The sequence below is a fragment of the Paenibacillus sp. BGI2013 genome (assembly GCF_002843485.1).
GTDB classification, from domain to species: Bacteria; Bacillota; Bacilli; order Paenibacillales; family Paenibacillaceae; genus Paenibacillus; species Paenibacillus amylolyticus.
In genome coordinates this window covers 167,936-186,747 of the sequence record NZ_PJFA01000010.1, presented here as the reverse complement: position 1 = coordinate 186,747, position 18,812 = coordinate 167,936, and the positions used below count along the sequence as shown (strand labels likewise).

At 47.1% G+C, this 18,812-nt stretch carries 15 protein-coding genes; 1 reads left to right on the top strand and 14 read right to left on the bottom strand.

The window, feature by feature from the left end; translation table 11 throughout:
- Positions 1–66 precede the first annotated feature (66 nt).
- The 6 genes from CXK86_RS22720 to kduI form a co-directional block, all read right to left on the bottom strand.
- Complete coding sequence (locus tag CXK86_RS22720; RefSeq protein ID WP_076253579.1) at positions 67–2,079, bottom strand: heavy metal translocating P-type ATPase; 2,013 nt, start codon at positions 2,077–2,079, stop codon at positions 67–69.
- Positions 2,080–2,502: 423 nt separating this feature from the next.
- The gene (locus CXK86_RS22715) at positions 2,503–3,810 is read right to left on the bottom strand and encodes a homocysteine synthase (RefSeq protein ID WP_036606925.1); all 1,308 of its coding nucleotides are present in this window, start codon (positions 3,808–3,810) and stop codon (positions 2,503–2,505) included.
- A 238-nt stretch (positions 3,811–4,048) separates the two neighbouring features.
- Positions 4,049–4,894, bottom strand: a complete 846-nt coding sequence (locus tag CXK86_RS22710) for a sugar phosphate isomerase/epimerase family protein (RefSeq protein WP_076253578.1) — start codon at positions 4,892–4,894, stop codon at positions 4,049–4,051.
- Positions 4,895–4,931: 37 nt separating this feature from the next.
- A complete protein-coding gene (gene kduD, locus CXK86_RS22705) occupies positions 4,932–5,684 on the bottom strand; it encodes a 2-dehydro-3-deoxy-D-gluconate 5-dehydrogenase KduD (RefSeq protein ID WP_076253577.1) in 753 nt (250 codons plus the stop codon).
- A 77-nt stretch (positions 5,685–5,761) separates the two neighbouring features.
- Complete coding sequence (locus CXK86_RS22700; RefSeq protein WP_076253615.1) at positions 5,762–6,520, bottom strand: DeoR/GlpR family DNA-binding transcription regulator; 759 nt, start codon at positions 6,518–6,520, stop codon at positions 5,762–5,764.
- 221 nt (positions 6,521–6,741) lie between these two features.
- The gene (gene kduI / locus CXK86_RS22695) at positions 6,742–7,581 is read right to left on the bottom strand and encodes a 5-dehydro-4-deoxy-D-glucuronate isomerase (RefSeq protein ID WP_036606918.1); all 840 of its coding nucleotides are present in this window, start codon (positions 7,579–7,581) and stop codon (positions 6,742–6,744) included.
- A gap of 196 nt (positions 7,582–7,777) precedes the next feature.
- Between kduI and CXK86_RS22690 the strand changes: the two genes are divergently transcribed.
- Positions 7,778–8,671, top strand: coding sequence for a MaoC family dehydratase (locus CXK86_RS22690; RefSeq protein ID WP_076253576.1), 894 nt, complete (start codon positions 7,778–7,780; stop codon positions 8,669–8,671).
- Here CXK86_RS22690 and CXK86_RS22685 read toward each other — a convergent pair.
- Genes CXK86_RS22685 through CXK86_RS22650 form a run of 8 tightly spaced genes read right to left on the bottom strand, consistent with a single transcriptional unit; the run spans position 8,668 to position 18,730 of the window.
- Positions 8,668–9,837 carry an acyl-CoA dehydrogenase family protein gene (locus CXK86_RS22685; protein ID WP_076253575.1) on the bottom strand — a complete coding sequence of 390 codons (1,170 nt, stop codon included), beginning with the start codon at positions 9,835–9,837 and terminating at the stop codon, positions 8,668–8,670. The two genes, CXK86_RS22690 and CXK86_RS22685, sit on opposite strands and share 4 nt — an antisense overlap.
- A 54-nt stretch (positions 9,838–9,891) precedes the next feature.
- The gene (locus CXK86_RS22680) at positions 9,892–11,028 is read right to left on the bottom strand and encodes a glycosyltransferase family 2 protein (RefSeq protein ID WP_076253574.1); all 1,137 of its coding nucleotides are present in this window, start codon (positions 11,026–11,028) and stop codon (positions 9,892–9,894) included.
- Positions 11,018–12,238 (bottom strand): sugar efflux transporter, encoded by a 1,221-nt coding sequence (locus tag CXK86_RS22675; RefSeq protein WP_245838376.1) that lies wholly within the window; start codon positions 12,236–12,238, stop codon positions 11,018–11,020. The genes CXK86_RS22680 and CXK86_RS22675 overlap by 11 nt, the downstream gene beginning before the upstream one ends.
- A gap of 30 nt (positions 12,239–12,268) precedes the next feature.
- Positions 12,269–13,477, bottom strand: a complete 1,209-nt coding sequence (locus CXK86_RS22670; RefSeq protein ID WP_076253572.1) for a glycosyltransferase — start codon at positions 13,475–13,477, stop codon at positions 12,269–12,271.
- Between the two features lie 40 nt (positions 13,478–13,517).
- Positions 13,518–14,375, bottom strand: a complete 858-nt coding sequence (locus tag CXK86_RS22665; RefSeq protein ID WP_051449543.1) for an SDR family NAD(P)-dependent oxidoreductase — start codon at positions 14,373–14,375, stop codon at positions 13,518–13,520.
- A 13-nt stretch (positions 14,376–14,388) separates the two neighbouring features.
- Complete coding sequence (locus CXK86_RS22660; RefSeq protein WP_076253614.1) at positions 14,389–15,558, bottom strand: thiolase family protein; 1,170 nt, start codon at positions 15,556–15,558, stop codon at positions 14,389–14,391.
- Positions 15,559–15,563: 5 nt separating this feature from the next.
- Positions 15,564–17,066, bottom strand: a complete 1,503-nt coding sequence (locus CXK86_RS22655) for an AMP-binding protein (RefSeq protein ID WP_076253571.1) — start codon at positions 17,064–17,066, stop codon at positions 15,564–15,566.
- Complete coding sequence (locus CXK86_RS22650; protein WP_179087937.1) at positions 17,066–18,730, bottom strand: adenine deaminase C-terminal domain-containing protein; 1,665 nt, start codon at positions 18,728–18,730, stop codon at positions 17,066–17,068. Before CXK86_RS22650 ends, CXK86_RS22655 begins: the two co-directional genes overlap by 1 nt.
- Positions 18,731–18,812 lie beyond the last annotated feature (82 nt).

Below are 18,812 nucleotides of genomic sequence, written 5' to 3'. Positions count from 1 at the left end.
GTAAGCTGTTCAACCAGCCGCATACTACCAGCGAAACCAATTAACCATTTTCATCTCCAAATCTGATTACCGTAGCAGCCTAAGCCCATTCAGAATAACCAGAATTGTACTTCCTTCATGACCTACCACACCCAGAGGCAATGCAACGTCTTGGAGGAAGTTACCAGCAATCAAAGCCAGAATAACGGTAATGGCAAAAAACATATTCTGTTTCACCGTGCGCTGTGCTCGACGAGCCTGCCCAATCACCCAAGCGATCTCTTCAATGTTATCGTTCATCAGTACCGCATCAGCGACCTCCAGTGCAGTCCCGCTGCCGGACAATCCCATCCCCATACCCACAGTAGCTGCTGCAAGTGCTGGTGCATCATTTACACCATCCCCTACCATCAGCACGGGACCATACTGTTTGCGGAGTGCTTGTACCTGCTTCACCTTATCTCCAGGCAGCAAGTCTGCATAGACCATGCTTACTCCAGTTTCACGCGCAATTACAGAAGCTGATCTGGCTCGATCTCCTGTTAACATGGCAACTTTTACCCCCATCGCTTCAAGCTTTTTCACTGCAGCTGCTGCCTGTGGCCGTATCGTGTCCCGCATCGCGATCAGCCCGACTAATTCACCATCAGCCATAACAACGGATACGGTTTTCCCCTCCCCTTCAAGATGGGAGCATACATCGCCCCACTCAGAAGATACTTTCACAGGGTTAACATCATGTTCATCTGGATCAACGTTGCTGCCTGTCATCTTCTCTGACTGCATAGATCTCAGTACATCTGTTTTGCCAATGCTCCAGACGACACCATTTATAGTTCCTTCGATACCCCAGCCTGTTAGAGCCTGTACGTGCTCCGCTTCCTGAAGTGTAATATTCTCCATGTTCGCCTGATCTACGATGGCACGAGCCAAAGGATGCATGGAGAGGTTCTCAATCGCCGCTACCGCAGCTAATAGCTGGGTACGATCTACATGTTCAGCCGTAATAATATCGGTGACTTGTGGGGTGCCCATTGTCAATGTACCTGTTTTGTCAAAAGCCACGACCCGCGTGCGAGCTATATTTTCCATATGGGCACCACCTTTGAAGAGAATGCCCCGGCGGGCGCTGCTGGACATCGCGGACAGCATGACAGGCATGATGGAAGACACCAATGCACAAGGTGAAGCAACCACCAGAAATACCATCGCTTTATAAAATGCTTCATTCCATGTCCAGCCAAGCAGCAGCGGAGTTCCTGCAATGACAAGTAAGGTCACCATTACAACAATACGTGCGTAAATTCCTTCAAACCGCTCCATAAAACGCTGGGAATCCGGCACTTCTGCCTGCGCTTCTTCCACCATTTTAATGATTTTGCCAAACAGTGACCCTTCAGCCGATTTTGTAACCTCTACGTATAATGCACCCTCCCCGTTTACCGTACCTGCATAGACTTCATCCCCCGCAACTTTGTCCACAGGCAGGGATTCTCCGGTGATGGATGACTGATTGATAAAAGAACTCCCACGGTACACCAAGCCATCTGCTGGGATGAGTTCTCCCGGTTTGACCAACAGCAGATCACCCGGCTCCAGATCATCAATAGCCACGAGGTTCATCTGTCCATCCTCAATACGCAGTGCAGTCTCTGGCTTGAGCGCCAGTAAAGATGAGATATCCTTATGACTGCGCTCTGTCGCGTAACTTTCCAATGCACCACTGAGTGCAAAAATAAAGATCAGCATCGCACCTTCATTCCAGTAACCGATGGCTGCTGCCCCAAGGGATGCGGCAATCATCAGCAGGTTTACATCCAGATCACGTTCCTTCACCAGTGTCTCGATGCCTTCCTTCGCTTTGGTCCAACCGCCAACGGCATACGCCACAATGTAGAGCATGATGGATAAGGTACCAAAATAAGGTGCAGTTCCCCAGGCAATCAGCATCAACAGCCCGCTGCCCAATGCAGATTGCATCTCTTTATTCTGCACCATGGCTCGAAAATCAGGCTTACGTCCCCGGTTTGGGCCTGGTGTTTGGGATAAGCGCTGTTCCGCTTGTTTCTGTCTGTGTAGTGGTTGATGTATCGCTTGCATATGAATCACTTTCCTTTCGAATGGTAGGCTTGCGGATGAAGAGTCTGCTAAATTCCGCTCCCAAAAATGAAGTTGTATTGAGAATGAGAGCCATTGTTAATGCCCTAAAAATGACACATGCTGCTGCGGGAATCCCGCAGCAGCATGGTTTTGTGAATGATTTTGACATAATCTCGAATGAGAATGATAATCATTTTTTGCACTTATGCAATTGTGTTTACTCAATACAACTTTTAATCAGTATATGCCTGCGATCCACATTTGTAAATGGGCTTTTTTCGATGGATAGTCATACATGCGTGTTCAAAAAGACAAAAAGCCGCTGTCCCGGAGGACAACGGCTTTAACCATCTATTGATACTCATATGACCTGTTTATGGCATATCACTTAAGTGATTGTTTACACATCCACCCAAATGCCATTTACGCGCCTACACTTGCTCCCTGACTTGCTTTGATGGCTTGCTCCAGATCATAGATAATGTCTTGAATGTTCTCCGTACCCACAGACAGACGAATCAACTCCGGATTAACCCCTGCTGCGGTTTGTTCATCTTCGGTCAACTGCGCGTGAGTTGTACTTGCCGGGTGAATAATCAGTGACTTGGAATCGCCCACGTTTGCAAGGTGAGAGAACAGTTTGACACTTTCAATCAATTTGCGGCCTGCATCCGCACCACCTTTGATGCCAAAGGTCAGAATCGCACCCTGCCCTCTTGGCAGATATTTCTGTGCAAGCTCATAAGAACCGTGGCTCGGTAGACCTGCATAACTTACCCAAGACACATCCTCATGTTTCTCAAGAAATTCTGCAACCGCAAGGGCGTTGCTACTATGACGCTCTACGCGCAGATGTAATGTCTCGAGTCCTTGCAGCAACAACCAGGAGTTGAATGGAGAGATCGTTGCACCCAGGTCACGCAGAAGTTGTACACGAGCTTTGATAATATAAGCAATCGGTCCAACCGCTTCCGTATATACAACACCGTTATAACTGGAGTCCGGCTCCGTCAATCCAGGGAACTTGCCACTTGCTTTCCAGTCAAATTTCCCGCTGTCCACGATAACGCCACCAATGGATGTACCATGACCGCCAATAAATTTCGTTGCAGAGTGAACGACAATATCTGCTCCATGTTCGATTGGACGAAGCAGGTACGGACTTGGGAATGTGTTATCCACAATCAAAGGAATTCCATGTTCATGAGCGATGGCTGCCACCGCTTCAATATCCAGTACATTCCCCTTTGGATTACCAATCGTTTCGGCATACAATGCTTTCGTTTTCTCCGTAATCGCTGCCCGGAAATTCTCAGGATCACTGGAATCCACAAATTTTACGTCCAGACCCAGTTTCGGCAAAGTCGTCGAGAACAGATTGTATGTACCTCCATACAAACTCGCCGAAGATACGATCTCATCACCTGCACCAGCAATATTCAGAAGTGAAAACGTAATGGCTGCCTGACCAGAAGCTGTAGCCAGCGCTCCAGCTCCGCCTTCCAACGCCGCAATCCGTTGCTCAAACACGTCGGTTGTTGGATTCATCAGACGGGTATAAATGTTGCCAAACTCTTTCAAACCAAACAAGTTAGCTGCATGCTCGGTGTCCTTGAATCCATAGGATGTTGTCTGATACAAGGGCACAGCTCGTGCGTTGGTGGTTGGATCAATCTCCTGGCCTGCATGAATTGCCAATGTTTCAAATGAAAGCTCACGTTCGTTTGACATAAATCTGAATCCTCCCTCAATATATACGTTCTTTAAGTTCCTGATGTCTTCGCATGGTGGCGTATGTTTTCCATATTCTCTCACAAGATGTCGCATTTGAAAAGAATTATTTCCGATTTTTCCGATAAGAAATATTAAATATGTACATTATCGATTTCTGTACCAAAAAAACCTTTGCACTCGCAAAGGTTTTTCAGCTACTTTGGCTTCGGTATGCAATACCTCATCCTGGGTTTGGTTAGACCCGAACTGCACTCCATACTTCACGCAAATGTTTGGCCGCAGGTACAGCTTCCTCCGCAGTTACGCCTTCAAGTGAAATATCGATATGTGGCTTATACGTTTTTAACAATTCAAAAAATAACGGGTAATCCAGTATCCCTGCCCCAGGTACCGGATTGTACTTCTCTCCCTGTGCATCAAAGGCTACATCTTTGGCATGGATCACAATCATGCGCTGATACAGCGATTCCATCACCTCGCGCAAGAAAGCCCCTTGATCTGCTGCATGTGGTTGTTTAATCAGATTACACGGATCGAACAGCATCCCCAGATTCGATGAAGGAATCTCTTCAAACAAACGTGTCATATGTTCATGGGTATGAAGAGTATGTGTGGACACAGGCTCAATCGCCGCATGCACCCCCCATTTCTCCGCTTCCTCAGCCAACTCCTCAACCGTTTCTTTCAGCACACTCCACGCCTTCTCTTCATATCCATCCGGATGTGTATCCTGATAGGTGTCCAAGCCCCCGGTCTCCGTTGCTACCATGCTGCAACCAAAATCCCGGGCATAACGCAGATGCTCCTTGAATCGATCAATGTCCGCACGTCTTGTTACCGGATCAGGGTCAATCGGATTAATATAACAGCCCAGTACTGCAATCTTCACCCCGTGCTGTGCAAATTGATCTCCGATCTCATTCGCTAGCCCTGGGCTCAGCTTGCCATTCGATGAGTCCACATCTGATAATGCTTTGGCCAGCGCCAGCTGTACGGAATTAAATCCGTTATCCGCAATCGTCTGCGCAAGCTGTGCTGTAGGCTGTTTGCCAAATGTATGTGCCAGAATACCAAGTTTCATCTCACTGCCTCCCTATGCTAATCCGATTATCAAGTGATTAACGTGCCATCCAGCCGCCATCGACATTCAGCACATGACCATTCAGATAATCCGAAGCTGCAGATGCCAGAAAGACAACCGGGCCTTTCAGATCTTCAGGTGTTCCCCAGCGCCCCGCAGGAATACGGGCTGTAATATCCCGGTAACGATTCTCGTCCGCACGGATCTGGGTAGTATTATCGGTTTCCATATAACCAGGTGCGATACCATTAATCTGGATTCCTTTACCTGCCCATTCATTGGCGAGTGCTTTGGTTAAACCGGCAACGCCATGTTTACTGGCTGTATACCCTGGCACGTTGATCCCACCTTGATAGGACAACATGGATGCAATATTAATGATTTTGCCACTTCCGCGTTGAATCATATGTCTGCCTGCCAATTGGCTTAGGAAAAATACAGTGTTCAGGTTCAGACCAATTACATCATGCCAGTCCTGCACTGCATGATCAGCCGCAGGTGTGCGACGAATGATTCCGGCATTGTTGACGAGAATGTCAATTCTGCCCTGGAACGCAAGCGCCTGTTCGAACACAGCCGACAACTCATCTTCACGACTTAAATCCGCTTCAATCACATAAGCTTTGCGTCCGAGTGCTTCAATGGCACTTGCCGTTGCAGCAGGCTTGGAATAAGAGACCAGCACCACATCAGCACCTGCTTCTGCCAAGCCAATAGCCATCCCTTGTCCAAGTCCTCCCGAGGTACCTGTCACCAGTGCAACTTGTCCGCTTAAATCAAATGGGTTCATGAATGATTCCTCCGCATGGTTTTGATATGCAATCCTTAGATCCGTCCGTTCTTTAATCCCATGAATAATGAATGAGGTTAACTTTGATAATCCACTGTGACACCGCTCTGCTCGTATAAGGTAGCCGTCTCTTCACCCAAACGACTATCGCTGATAATATAGTCCAGTTGCGAACACTGGGCGAAAGTTCGCAGTGCAAATTGTCCGAATTTATAATGATCCACAACGCCGTATACTTGCTGCGAGGCAGATATCATTGCTTTTTTCAAAGGAACCAGATCCCCCGTGTATATGGATAATCCAAATTCCGGATGAAGGGCTGTCGTGGATATAAAGGCTTTATGAATGTTAAGACTGGATATAAACGCAGCCGTATCATCCCCAACCAACATATTCCGTACACGCGCCCCGCCAGGCACAACCAGTCGCACTTGCTCCTTTTTGGTCAACTCCGCAATAATGAACAGGTCATTGGTCACCACCGTCAGCGGTTGATTATCGAGACGTTTGGCCATCTCCAGCGTAGTGCTGCCACCATCGAGAGCAACGATATCTCCAGGTCGAATGTAAGCAAGGGCACGTTCAGCAATCTCCGTCTTCTCCGAATGATGCTTCTCGGTAACTCCGCGGCTATTCAAGATGCCATACTGGTCATTCTGAGCCAGCATAGCACCACCATGGACACGTACGAGCAGTCCCATACTCTCCAACTTGTCGAGATCCTCTCGCACAGTCTTCCCCGTCACCTGCAACAACTCACTCAGATCACTGACGGTTACTTCCTGGCGTTCCAGCAGAGCCTCCATAATTTTTTCATGTCTTTTCAATGGATTCATCATAATCAACTTCCTATACTACCTGAGTTAAACGGTAGTTTCGCACTTACACTTCGGGTACAGAAAACCTTCCGATCACTCTTATCCCCATATTTCCTTTGATCCCTTATTTAAAGGGAGAAATCTGGTGATAAAGGCGCATGCTTCGCTTCTTCTGGTCCTTTCTGTACCCTCCGTTCTAGTGTCTACCCTGTCAATTTAACTCAGACATCTGTAATTTATTATTTCAGGTCTTTCATGGCTACGCCGTCCATATCTTCGAACGTCTGGTTCTCACCAGCCATCGCCCAACAGAAGGTGTAATTGCTTGTACCCACACCACTGTGAATGGACCAGCTTGGGGAAATGATCGCCTGGCGATCACGTACAACCAGATGGCGTGTTTCGTTCGGCTCGCCCATCATGTGGAATACAACGCCGTCTTCAGGAAGATTCCAGTACAAGTATACTTCGGAACGGCGATTATGGGTATGTGCAGGCATCGTGTTCCACATGTTACCCTTGTCGAGTTCGGTAATGCCCATCACCAACTGACAACTCTGAATTCCACCTTCTCCTTGGTGAATGTAACGATAGATCGTACGCTCATTGGAAGTTTCGATGCTGCCCAGATGATTCGGCTGAGCTTGTTCTTGCGTTGCTTTTACTGTTGGATAGGTGTGATGAGCCGGTGTGGATACAAAATAGAATTGGGCAGGTTGAGCCTTGTCACTGCTTGTGAACACAACTTCTTTAACACCTCTACCGATGTAGAGACATTCCTTCGCTCCAATCTCATAACCTTGTCCGTCCGCTGTCACTGTTCCGTGACCACCGACATTAATGATACCGATTTCACGACGCTCCAGGAAAAAGTTCGTTCCGATATCTTTCAGGTTCACTTCAAGGGTAATGTCCTTGCTCTCAGGTACAGCCGTTCCCACAATATAACGATCCACATGAGAATACACCGTTACCAATTCATCAGTTGCAAACAGTTGCTCCATCAAAAATTCCTCACGCAGGCGAGATGTATCATACGTTTTCACTTCATTGGGATGTGCAGCATAACGATTTTCCATTATTAATCCATTCCTTTCGTCATTTAAATTAGTTGGGATTGAGTTTGATAATGTTCATATAAGTTCATTTTAGTTCATTATGTATCTTTTGTGTACCTTTATTTTCGAAAAAGTAATTTATGTGATAAAACATTTATGATTCTAACTGCCTTCGATATAATACAAGACATGGTCAGTCAAAGGAGAGATGCAAGTTATGGATTACCAATCGTGGATCGGAGTACCTACTCCTCCCAAGAAAATGGTTATTACCACAGATCAGATTGTCCCGTTCACACAAGGCTTTCCAGAAGAATTTCGTCCCGACGCAAGATCCATTCCTCTCACCTTTCCGATGATATGGTGGCAACAGACACACTTACCCTGGATGGAGCTTCCTGGGAAAATTATGATCCATGGCCAACAATCGTTTACATACGAACGTAAATTGAAGTATGATGCAGCTTTATTTTACAGGATTGAACTTGCAAACGTACGCGAAACAACTGGATCTTTGGGGAAGATCCAGCTCCTTGATTGTACAATGAAGGTTACGAACGTCATGAAACAACCCGTACTCGTTGCTAACACCACATTAATACTTCTAGACTCTCCAGCGTTGCAGCCTTCGTACTCCGAACTCGAGCCTGTGTATCCGCAATATCCCTCGGAGATTTATTATCAATGGGATGGGAAACACCGTCTCTCATCTGGTGAACTCCTGTTCGACGCTTGTCTTGGAACCATAACCAGTGCTATGCTCATCGCCTATGCAGCCGCATCGAACGATAACAACCCAATTCATCTGGATGTTCTCAAAGCACATGAAGCAGGTGCACCTCGCCGAATTGCACAAGGTATGCTTATCGGTGGCATGATTGGAAACCGACTACAAATGCTGGGGTTGGATAACTGGATTCTATGCGATATAAAATACCGATTTCGCTCACCCGTGATGGAAGGGGACGTCGTCCGTGTCCTCGTGAGTGTCATCAACACGGATAACCTCTCCCATCTGGCATGCAGTATCACAGTCTATATTGAACATCGAGCGGGTGTTCCTTCTAACTTGCTAGCCTATGAAGGATCCGTTCGTTACACGGCCCGTTAATCCCACTCTCCAATTCGGACATGACCCTTAAGCAGATTGCGGGAAATAATCATGCGTTGAATCTCGTCTGTGCCCTCGAAGATTCTCCATACTCGCATTTCCCGATACCAACGCTCGATCGGCAAGTCCTTCGAATATCCGATTCCACCAAAAATCTGAAGGACCCGATCCACAATATCGTTTGCTCTACCTGCACCGTACAACTTGGACATCGTTGCATGATGTCTTGCATCCAGCCCCTGATCCACCCTCCAAGCAGTATATAATACCAGCCATTTCAGAGCCTCCAGCTCAACCGCAGAGTCGGCAATCATCCATTGGATGCTCTGCCGACTTGCCAACTGCTCTCCAAATGTCGATCGTTCTTTAACGTAGTCAATGGCCATATGGATCAGCCTGCCAGACGCACCTACAGCAATAGCAGGAATCACCCAGCGCCCTCGACTGATCCACTGCATCGCTGTTGTTAACCCCTGCCCCTCTTCACCGAGCACATTCCCGTTTGGCACGAACACTTGGTTAAACGTAAGTACAGAAGGACTTTTATCCCCACCCATCGTAGGAATCGGCTCTGACGTCCATCCCATGTCCCGGTCCACCAGAAAGCAAGTGATCCCTTTGCCCGGCTCTGCCTGGACATCAGTCACTGCAAAAACAATTGCAAAATCCGCCTCGTTTCCGTTTGTGATAAATACTTTCTCTCCATTGAGTACCCAACGATCCGCTACACGCTCAGCACTCATCTGAATTCGACTTGCATCGGAACCTGCCGAACGCTCCGTTATTGCAAAACAGGACTGTCTCTCGCCCGCAATAACGGGAAGCAAATACTTGTTCTGTTGTGCCTTGTTGCAAAGGTACAGAATATTGTCCGCTTCCCCCCCGAAGACAAACGGAATACACGTGCGTCCTAGCTCCATTTTCAGGAGTGCACTAGTGACCGTCCCAAGATTTGCTCCCCCATACTCTTCTGGTGTCTCAATACCCCATAGGCCCTGTGTTTTCGCCTTTTGTTGAAGCTCTCTAATCTGTCTAAGTTCGATCCCGGGTCTTCCCTCACGCTCGTTACGCAATAATTCAGGTTCCAACGGAATCAGTAGCTCATCCACAAAATGGCGTGCGGCGGATTGAATCTGCTTCTGTTGCTCTGTCAATTCAAAATTCATGTCAACCTCCCGTATAAAATGTCATCATTTGGGGCCAGAACAGCTGATCCATGATCACTTGAAAATTTCATGTTTCACAATTCCCCTGACTGCATACTGATGGTACAAGTCAATTAACTGATCTTCCGAAGGATGCTTGTAATACAAAACATCAAATTTCTCGTTAATACATTGGCACAAGATATCCAGGTCCGATGATGGTGTCTTATCTATAACCAACACTTCTCTATGGGCAGCTTCTGCCGAAATGGTCTGGATCAGTTCTGGGCCCTCGGCATAGACAACAATGATGCTGACAGGTAATCGATCCCCCTCGTAACCCTGATGTACTCTTACAACCTTCTCAAAGCGAATATAACAATCCCACCATGATTTTCTAATCTCTGGGTCAAAAAATTCCTTTAAGATGTTTTGCGCCTGTACTTCAAACATCGGATGACATTCGAGGAAATAATCCAGATTTGTTTTCCAACCATCATAACGATTCTCATCAAACTCGGAAGGGTGAAAGATATGGAAGGTTAACGCTTTTTTGTTCAATACGAACGTTCCTCCAGCCTGTTGCAGACGATAGCCAAGCTCACTGTCTTCCAACCCCCATCCCTTGAACCCTTCGTCAAACATACCCGATTTTATCAGTACTTCTCTGTTTACCGAGAAATTGCAGCTGAAAGACAGATGCCACGCTGTGCGGAATGCGCTTCCATTTTCCGAAAAACGTTCCATGAGCTGAAATCGTTCATCTGCTTCTGATGATGTAATAGCAGCATGCACCCATCCCGGATTTAACGACGTTATATCGATGCTCTCTTCACCCAAATATCTTCGAAACCCTATGACAAGTTTCCCCTCGGCTAGCTTGTGCACTCTCAAATGCTCATAGATAAAGTCCGGTCCGGCGAGTTGATCTCCGTCAAGGAACACGATCACATCTCCATTCGAGATAGTAATCCCCTTGTTTCGTGCCGCTGCCCGACTTGATTGCTCCGTAGAAGGAATGTAATTATATCGTATAGGAAAATCATACGTAAGCCTGCCGATCATCTCGCCCGTGCCGTCTATAGACCCGTTATCGATAACCACAACTTCGTATTGATCTCCTTCACACAAACGCTGTCGAGATAAGGAAGACAAACAGGCCTGAATCACTTCTTTCTGATTATGCGATAGAATAATTATACTAGCTTTCATACGTATCTCCTCCCACATGCCGGACTACCTCTTTATTTGCGTTTGGCACCAATAATAGTACAAATCCCAGGAAGGCAAGTGCTGCCGAACAGGCAATCACTATTTTAAAACCAAAATAATTTCCGACTGCTCCGGCTAGTAATCCACCACCCATGGAACCAATGATGTTTGCATTGTTGTACAACGTTGTGGCCGTACCTGTCATTTTAGGAACCAAATCCTGAAAAAAAGTCATTCCAACTCCAAGTACAATCGCGATAAAAATGGCACTGAATATCTGGATAGCAATGATCTGCCATCCCGATTGGGTAAACCAAAATAGTGAAAAATAGGCGACTCCAAACAATCCCGCGCATTTCATAACTGTGATACTACCAAACCTTTTGGCCAATATTCCCAAAATGATCATGGTGGGAACCTGCAAGGCTGCGTTAACTCCCGAGATCATGCCAACGTCCAACTTCCCGCCTTGCAACTCTTGCGTAACATATAAGGGAGTTACAATGCCCCCCATCGTATTAGCCAACTCAAATGCCATGAAAGCAAGTAATGAAAATACAATCTGCGGTGCCATCAGCAGGCGCTTGAAGCTACGTACTGAGTCAGATGATAATTCCGTTCCGCCCCCCGGTTCCCGACTCTCGTCTGCTCGAATCATCAGTACAAATACGGCAACGAGCATGTACATCAACGAAACAACCAGAAACAGGCCTGTGTACGAGAACTGGTAGATTATAAAAGACGCCATTACAGGACCAAGAATCCAGGCCAGAGACACCAGAGCTCGCAATACAGCCATAACAACGGTGACATCTTCACTCGCCTCCCTCTCGACTACTTCTCTCGCAAGAGCAAATAATTGCGGAAAGGCCGAGAATGACAAGGCCATGAAAGTACAGGAAACCAGCATTAACACAATGTAACTGTCCGTATTTGCATAGAATACATAGCCTACAGAAGCAGATACACATGATCCAACAATGATCCACTTGCGCACAGGCTTTTTATCGGACAATCGACTAAACAGCGTACTAATGATAATGCCGCTTAACGATCCACACGCCATAAAGATCCCTAATGATAAGGGGCTCATTCCAGCCCGTTCTACTCCGAATAATGGCATGAATGGTAGCGTTAATCCGTATCCCAAACCAATAAAAAAAATACATACGGATAATAAAAGTAAGGCCGGACTTCTCAGGACAACCAAAAGACTTTTCAATAGAACCTTGCCCCCTCTTTACAACAACCGACGAATGAGTTCAGCTGCACGCTCGGCTCCTCCGTACTGCGAAGTACAGACGTTTTCCTTCAGCGCCATAGCATTATCCATGTCTCCATTAGTCATCATCGCGTTAACGGTCTCAGCTAGAGCGGATCCCGTAACCTCATCTGGGGACATTACTCTGCCACCGCCAACGTCCTGTAACTGCTTGGCGTTAAACTCACGTTCTGCCCAGGTCGGAATGACCAACGACGGCGTGCCTGTTAAGATCGTCGTCATGCAACTTCCATGTCCGCCATGGTGAATCATCACATCGCTATGCTCGGCTGCCATAACTCCCGATACATATGAGGTGAAGTGTACATTAGGGGGAACTTCCACGCTGTCCCCTTCCAATGGATTAAAACCAGTAGCAATCAAAAGCTCCGTCGAAGTGTTACCGAGTGCTCTAACGGCTTCCCTGAAAATATGACCACCACTCTCCACACCCCATTCCACGAGACGACTTGTGTACACAAATACACGTGGCCTCCTGTCGTTGTCTGATTTCTTCAACCAGTTCGCAGGCATTCCTGTCTCATTTGTATCTCTCCATACCACGGGACCGATATATTCAATTGGAACGGGCAGCTTCCCGATCTGTACCGGATCAAAATCCGGTATGCTCGGAAGAAGGGCAAGATTACCCGCCAGAAATGTGAGAAGGTTGTCCGTTTCAGGCAGACCATACTCAACCAACGCTCCGTTCAATACATTCGTGACATCTGGTATGTCTCCATATAATCCATAATTCGTTGTAAAAGGAAGACCACCTGGAAGTGTGCTGGACTGATTCATAGAAACGAGAGGAATGTCCAGCTTACAGGCAATGAACGCTGCGGGGACACTCGAATCGGAAATAACAAGGTCCGGTTTAAAACCGATGGTTACCCGCAGACGAGCTTCAAGCTCATTTCGCATGTAAACAGGGTCCGAGTACCCCATCATGGACAAAAAGTGATTCATATCCTTGAAGTTTGGGTGGAAAACCTGTCCCTTGGGAGCAGGAATAACTGGAATCGGAATATAGGTAAAACCCATCTGTTCCATCGCGACCCCGGCATTTCCCCAGATTGTGAACGCCACCTCATGTCCCATCTCTCGTAACTTTAGTGCTATGGGAAGACAACGATTCACTCTCCCCATCCCGGCCATCATCCCAATAAAAATGCGTTTTTTCTTCAACAAAATTTCCTCCATCAATTCGTATATTTCGGAAATAGTTCTACACTTTCACGTAGGCTGACAACACTTGCTCAAAGAGTTCGCCTGCTTCCCAACCGTTCTCCCTACTGGATTGGGTGGCAACTATACGGTGCTCTGGAGGGGACCACACACCGATCTTTCCACCATTAACAGAGAAGATCTGACCGGTAACCTTACGGCAACGCGGCAGACATAAGGAAAGCATCAATTCGGCCACATCTTCCGTTGAACCTACTTTCCAGTACTCGGGAAACGACTCACCTTTCATTTCAGCGGTCTGCTTCGCCCGTTCGATATAGGGCATTGTCATGTCAGTACGCGCTGCGGGAGAAACTGCATTCACATTAATACCATAAGATTCAAGTTCCAGCGAAAGTGTCCACGTCATGCCTATCAATCCGGCTTTGGCAGCACTATAATTTAATTGTCCGATCATTCCGGTCAAGCCCGCCACGGAGATCATATTAATAATGCTGCCTTCCCTTCGTTCCCTCATGCCCGGCAGAGCGGACCGGATACAAGCAAAGGCTCCCTTAAGATGCGAATTCAATACAAGATCCCACTCGGTTTCACTCATTTTATGGGCCATCTTATCGTGAACAACTCCGGCGTTGTTCACCAGGATATCAACTTTGCCGAATTCGCGAAGACCCTCCGATATGATGCGTTCACCACCGGCCATGCTTGCGACGGATTCAACGACCCCAATAGCGGTCCCTCCCTGATTCCGAATCAACTGAACAACGTCCCATACCCCACCTTCTTGTACACCGTTGACAACTATCTTGGCTCCTTCTTGTGCCATACGTATTGCGGTTGCACGCCCAATTCCGCGGCTGGAACCCGTAATGACTGCTACCTGTCCCTCTAACAACAAAGGCTGTTTCCTCCTATTCGCACTTCTCCCACAATGATGCAAGCCCGATCCCGCCACCAATACCCAGTGTTGTGATTCCCCGAGCCCCCTTTATGTGCCTCATCTCGTTGAATAGGCGTGTAACCAGGATGGCTCCCGATGCACCGAACGGGTGTCCAAGCGCCAGTGCCCCGCCCCCCATATTAACAATGTGAGTTGGAATATGCAGTTCTCTTAAAGAGGCCAGAACTTGTGAAGCGAACGCTTCATTGAATTCCACAAGATCAATGTCTTCCATTGCCAAGCGATTTCGGCTGAGCAACTTGGTAACGGCAGGAACCGGACCGATACCCAAGTAGTTCGGGTCAACGCCCACTGCCACACTGTCGATAAATTTCATTAGTGGTGTAAGTCCTAACGATAATGCTTTTCCCATTGACATGATTAAAACGATAGCGGCTCCATCATTCAATGGACATGCATTACCAGCCGTCACTGTACCATCCTGTTCGAAAACAGATGGCAATGCTGCAAGCTTCGTAAGTGTTGTATTCGCCCGAGGACATTCGTCTGTATGAATGATTCTAAGTTGCTTACCCTCCGGGATAGACAATGGAACGATTTCGTTGTCGAAACGCCCGCTTTGTATTGAAGCAATCGCTTTCCTATGACTGGAAAGCGCATATTCGTCCTGGTCCATTCGAGTCACACCGTACTTCTTAGCAACGTTGTTAGCCGCCTTCCCCATATCCGGATCTCCGATCCATTCCGGAGAGAATCGTGTGCGAGTGATTACTTGAGGTACTACACTCCCGTACAGAGACAAGGGTTTCTCCAATCTCCAGGGTGCACGACTTGTGCTTTCGACACCACCAGCCAGATACACTTCCCCGGCACCTGATTGAATCAGCCTCGCTGCTAAATGAATGGCTTCAAGACCAGATCCGCATTGACGATCAATCGTCACGCCAGGGACCTCTACTGGGAGTTTGGCTTGTAACGCGGATAACCTGGCGATGTTACCTCCCCCGCCTACTGCATTCCCCAATAGAACATCATCAATGTCACCGGGAGGGATGGGAATTTCGCTTAAAATGGCCTGAATGACTTCTGCAGCCAGTATCTCCGGCGGTGTCTCCTTAAACATCCCCCCGTATTTACCGATTGCAGTTCGCTTCGCGGAAAGAATAACAGGAATCAACATATTGTTCATATCTTTATTTTCAGTAACTCGTTCAGTTTTGTTCGCGAAATCTTTCCACTCGTTGTATAGGGGAAGGCATCCACCCGCATAATTTCCTTTGGACACTTGTAGGTAGCAAGCTCACGACGGCACAATGATACAATCTCATCATCACTAACCTCGCTACCCATTCTGAGCTTGATAAGTGCGCTCACCTTTTGGCCCCAGTATACATCGGGTACACCTACAACGATGACCTCCTCAATGCCTTCCAATGTTAACAACAGCTTCTCGATTTCCTCCGGATATATATTAAGCCCTCCGCTAATAATCATGTTTTTCTTTCGACCAACCAGATATAAATAACCTTCGGAATCTCGTGTTGCAAGGTCTCCCACAGTTGCCCATTCACCATGTACAACTTGGCTGGTTTCTTCCTCGGAACCATAATATCCGGTAAAGATCATCGGGCTCTTCACAAACAATTGTCCTACTGCGCCTTCGGTTACTTCCGTACTATCCGCTTCACGAATGGATACCTGCACACCGGCAAACGGTTTACCGATTGAATCAGGTTTATACCGATTTCCTTCCGGATCAAGTACTGTGACAAAGCTTAGCTCGGAGGCACCATAAAATTCATACAAACCTGCATTTTCAAATACCTCTTTCACCTTCCGTTTGGATTCTGGCGACCATTTATCACCTGACGTAATGAGAGATCTGACAGATGGCAGCGCAATAACTGAATCAGAAGCCATGAACGCTTTGTAGAGTGCTTCAAACATCGTAGGTACAAGATAAAGATGTGTAACCGCATGTGTTGCTAACGTCTCCAATACGTATTCCGCTCGGAATTTGCTTGTTAGATGGAATGTCCCGCCAATATACAACGTTTGAATGCACGCATATAACGTAAGTGAATAGACCAAAGAACCCGGCGCCAATACATGGTCTCCTGCATCATGCACGAATGTTTCACGCGCATATGCAAAGCTCTCGATCCATGAACGCTGAGAACGGAGATAGCCTTTCGGTCGTCCGGTCGTCCCGGAGGTATATCCCATGTAGAACAGGCTATCTTCAGTTGAGGATCGCTGTGGTTCGGCTTCTTCCCTTCTGAGAGAACGAGGTTCACCTGTATCCACAGTAATCACCCTTGTTGACGATGGAATATGAGGTATTCTGGCTTTGAACTCCACATCTATGACAAGCACACGAGGTTCACATTCATTAATAACCTCCGTCAGATTTGCATCGCTCCACTTGGGATCAAATACAGCAGCACACATTCCAATTTTGGTGGCTGCAAGAAAGTATTCGATCATCACGGCACTATTGTTCATCAGCAGGCCGACAAGAGGAAGTTCATCGGCTTCGAAATCTTCCTCAGTAGCCAGAATTGTATTTGCTGCCAGCTTTATTCCATGGTATAGCTCGGCGTACGAAATCTGCCGGGCATCATCAAAGATGGCAGTTTTCTCAGGATTCTGGGAAGCATGCATGCGTATCGCATCAGCCAGTAACATCATTTCACCTTCCTTACTGTATTAACTAAGGGGGTAGCCGGGAGCACTATCTCACCTGTTTTAACCAGATACAACCCTTTGTCCGATACACGAATATGCGGCAAATGTGAAGCTGTCAGAAATAAAAGAGAATACAGAGGATCACCAAATCGGTAACCGTGGACACGCATTTTCTCATTGAAATGATCCACACTAGCGCCGATTGATGCCACGCTCTCCAAGCTCATAGCTCCACTGAGAGGAAGAGGAATGTACAGTTGCTCCCCATCCACGAAATATACTAATATTCCTTCCCCGCGAACTTCCAACTCCTGAGATGCTTCGCGCATGACAGACAGAGATCGCCCAAGTAAAAGTGTATCGTTCGAAGCGTTGTAAGTACTTGCTAATGCCTTGATCCCACACGCTAAACCTTTGATTCGGGTGTTAATCACCCAACTTCCGTTAACATCCAGTAATGTCATCCAGTTCTCATCCGTTTCCAATTCCGCTCGGGGATCAAAATGGTACGATTGGGTGATGACATCGTTCACCAATTCAATACCGATGTCGGTTCGAGTTTCCATCTGGTCCAGCCTCAGGTTACCGATCGTTCGACGAGACCGAAAAGTGGAGCGCAACCAAGTGTGTATCTCTGCTTCATCTGGCTCTACTACTCGCCTTTGATTTTGGACCACCCAATCACCTCGTTGCAGGACATGCAGTGGATCAGGTTCATTTATGGAGGTTAAGACGTTCAAACAAGCCAGTCTGCCTGGTGCAATCCCGCCTAAGTCTTCATCCAGACCGTAATATACTGCCGGATTTAAGGTAGCAAGACGATAGGCATCCGCTACAGATATTCCCGTCTCCATACAGATCTTGATCATGCTGGCACAGCTCGTCCTCTTCACATAGTTTGGTGACGGGCCATCGCTGGTAAGCATCATTCGGTTCATATTGAACCGGGAATCACCTTTCATCCCTTTAAGGAGGTGTGGCAAATCAGGACGAATAGATGAGTATCGAAGAGAGGCGTGTAGCCCCGCTTTTAATCGTCTAAGTACATCTTCGGCATGGAGAGCTTCGTGGTCAGCTGTGATGCCCGCTGCAGCCATAGTACTTATTTTTTCATAAGATACGCCAGGCAAATGTCCTTCCGCCCTCATCCCATGATGAGCCTTCGTTAGATAAAGTTGCTCTACCAATACTTCGTCGTTCGCCAGCAGTTTGGGCCATTCGGTCAGTTCCCCGCTCTGTATCACAAGGTTATGTTGTAGCCACTTGTCCATAGTCATTGGATCAGCTCGATCAGGACGGTCAATGTTACACCACCATAGGAACATATGGTGACTTGTCTCCTCCAGCTTCTCAATGAATGACAAAGCTTCAGTTCCTAGAAACGTTAACAAAGACAGATTATCATTAATGGACAAGACCGTACCCTTCTGTAACAGAGCTTCTCCCCATGTATAAGGATTGTACATTTGGCATGGGTGTGCATGAGGTTCAATATATCCTGGAACAACAACATGACCTTTCTCCAATTCAACGACCTGGGTCTGGTCTGAAGTGGGTAGTTCCTTGGCTCCAACGTAGGCAATACGACTTCCGGACAGATAGATATTCGCTTGTTCAACTTCCCCTGTGTATACGTTCAAGTAAGATGCCTGTCTAATCCACATTGTCGCAGGCTGATCACCTTTAGATACTGAAATGAGTCTGTGATATTGCTGTAGATTTGTCGGGTAAATCCTCATAGCTTAC

Coding starts and splice junctions, on each gene's coding strand:
- CXK86_RS22720 (WP_076253579.1), bottom strand. CDS start 2,079: ATGCAAGCGATACATCAACCACTACACAGACAGAAACAAGCGGAACAG.
- CXK86_RS22715 (WP_036606925.1), bottom strand. CDS start 3,810: ATGTCAAACGAACGTGAGCTTTCATTTGAAACATTGGCAATTCATGCA.
- CXK86_RS22710 (WP_076253578.1), bottom strand. CDS start 4,894: ATGAAACTTGGTATTCTGGCACATACATTTGGCAAACAGCCTACAGCA.
- kduD (WP_076253577.1), bottom strand. CDS start 5,684: ATGAACCCATTTGATTTAAGCGGACAAGTTGCACTGGTGACAGGTACC.
- CXK86_RS22700 (WP_076253615.1), bottom strand. CDS start 6,520: ATGAATCCATTGAAAAGACATGAAAAAATTATGGAGGCTCTGCTGGAA.
- kduI (WP_036606918.1), bottom strand. CDS start 7,581: ATGGAAAATCGTTATGCTGCACATCCCAATGAAGTGAAAACGTATGAT.
- CXK86_RS22690 (WP_076253576.1), top strand. CDS start 7,778: ATGGATTACCAATCGTGGATCGGAGTACCTACTCCTCCCAAGAAAATG.
- CXK86_RS22685 (WP_076253575.1), bottom strand. CDS start 9,837: ATGAATTTTGAATTGACAGAGCAACAGAAGCAGATTCAATCCGCCGCA.
- CXK86_RS22680 (WP_076253574.1), bottom strand. CDS start 11,028: ATGAAAGCTAGTATAATTATTCTATCGCATAATCAGAAAGAAGTGATT.
- CXK86_RS22660 (WP_076253614.1), bottom strand. CDS start 15,558: ATGTTGATTCCTGTTATTCTTTCCGCGAAGCGAACTGCAATCGGTAAA.
- CXK86_RS22655 (WP_076253571.1), bottom strand. CDS start 17,066: ATGTTACTGGCTGATGCGATACGCATGCATGCTTCCCAGAATCCTGAG.
- CXK86_RS22650 (WP_179087937.1), bottom strand. CDS start 18,730: ATGTGGATTAGACAGGCATCTTACTTGAACGTATACACAGGGGAAGTT.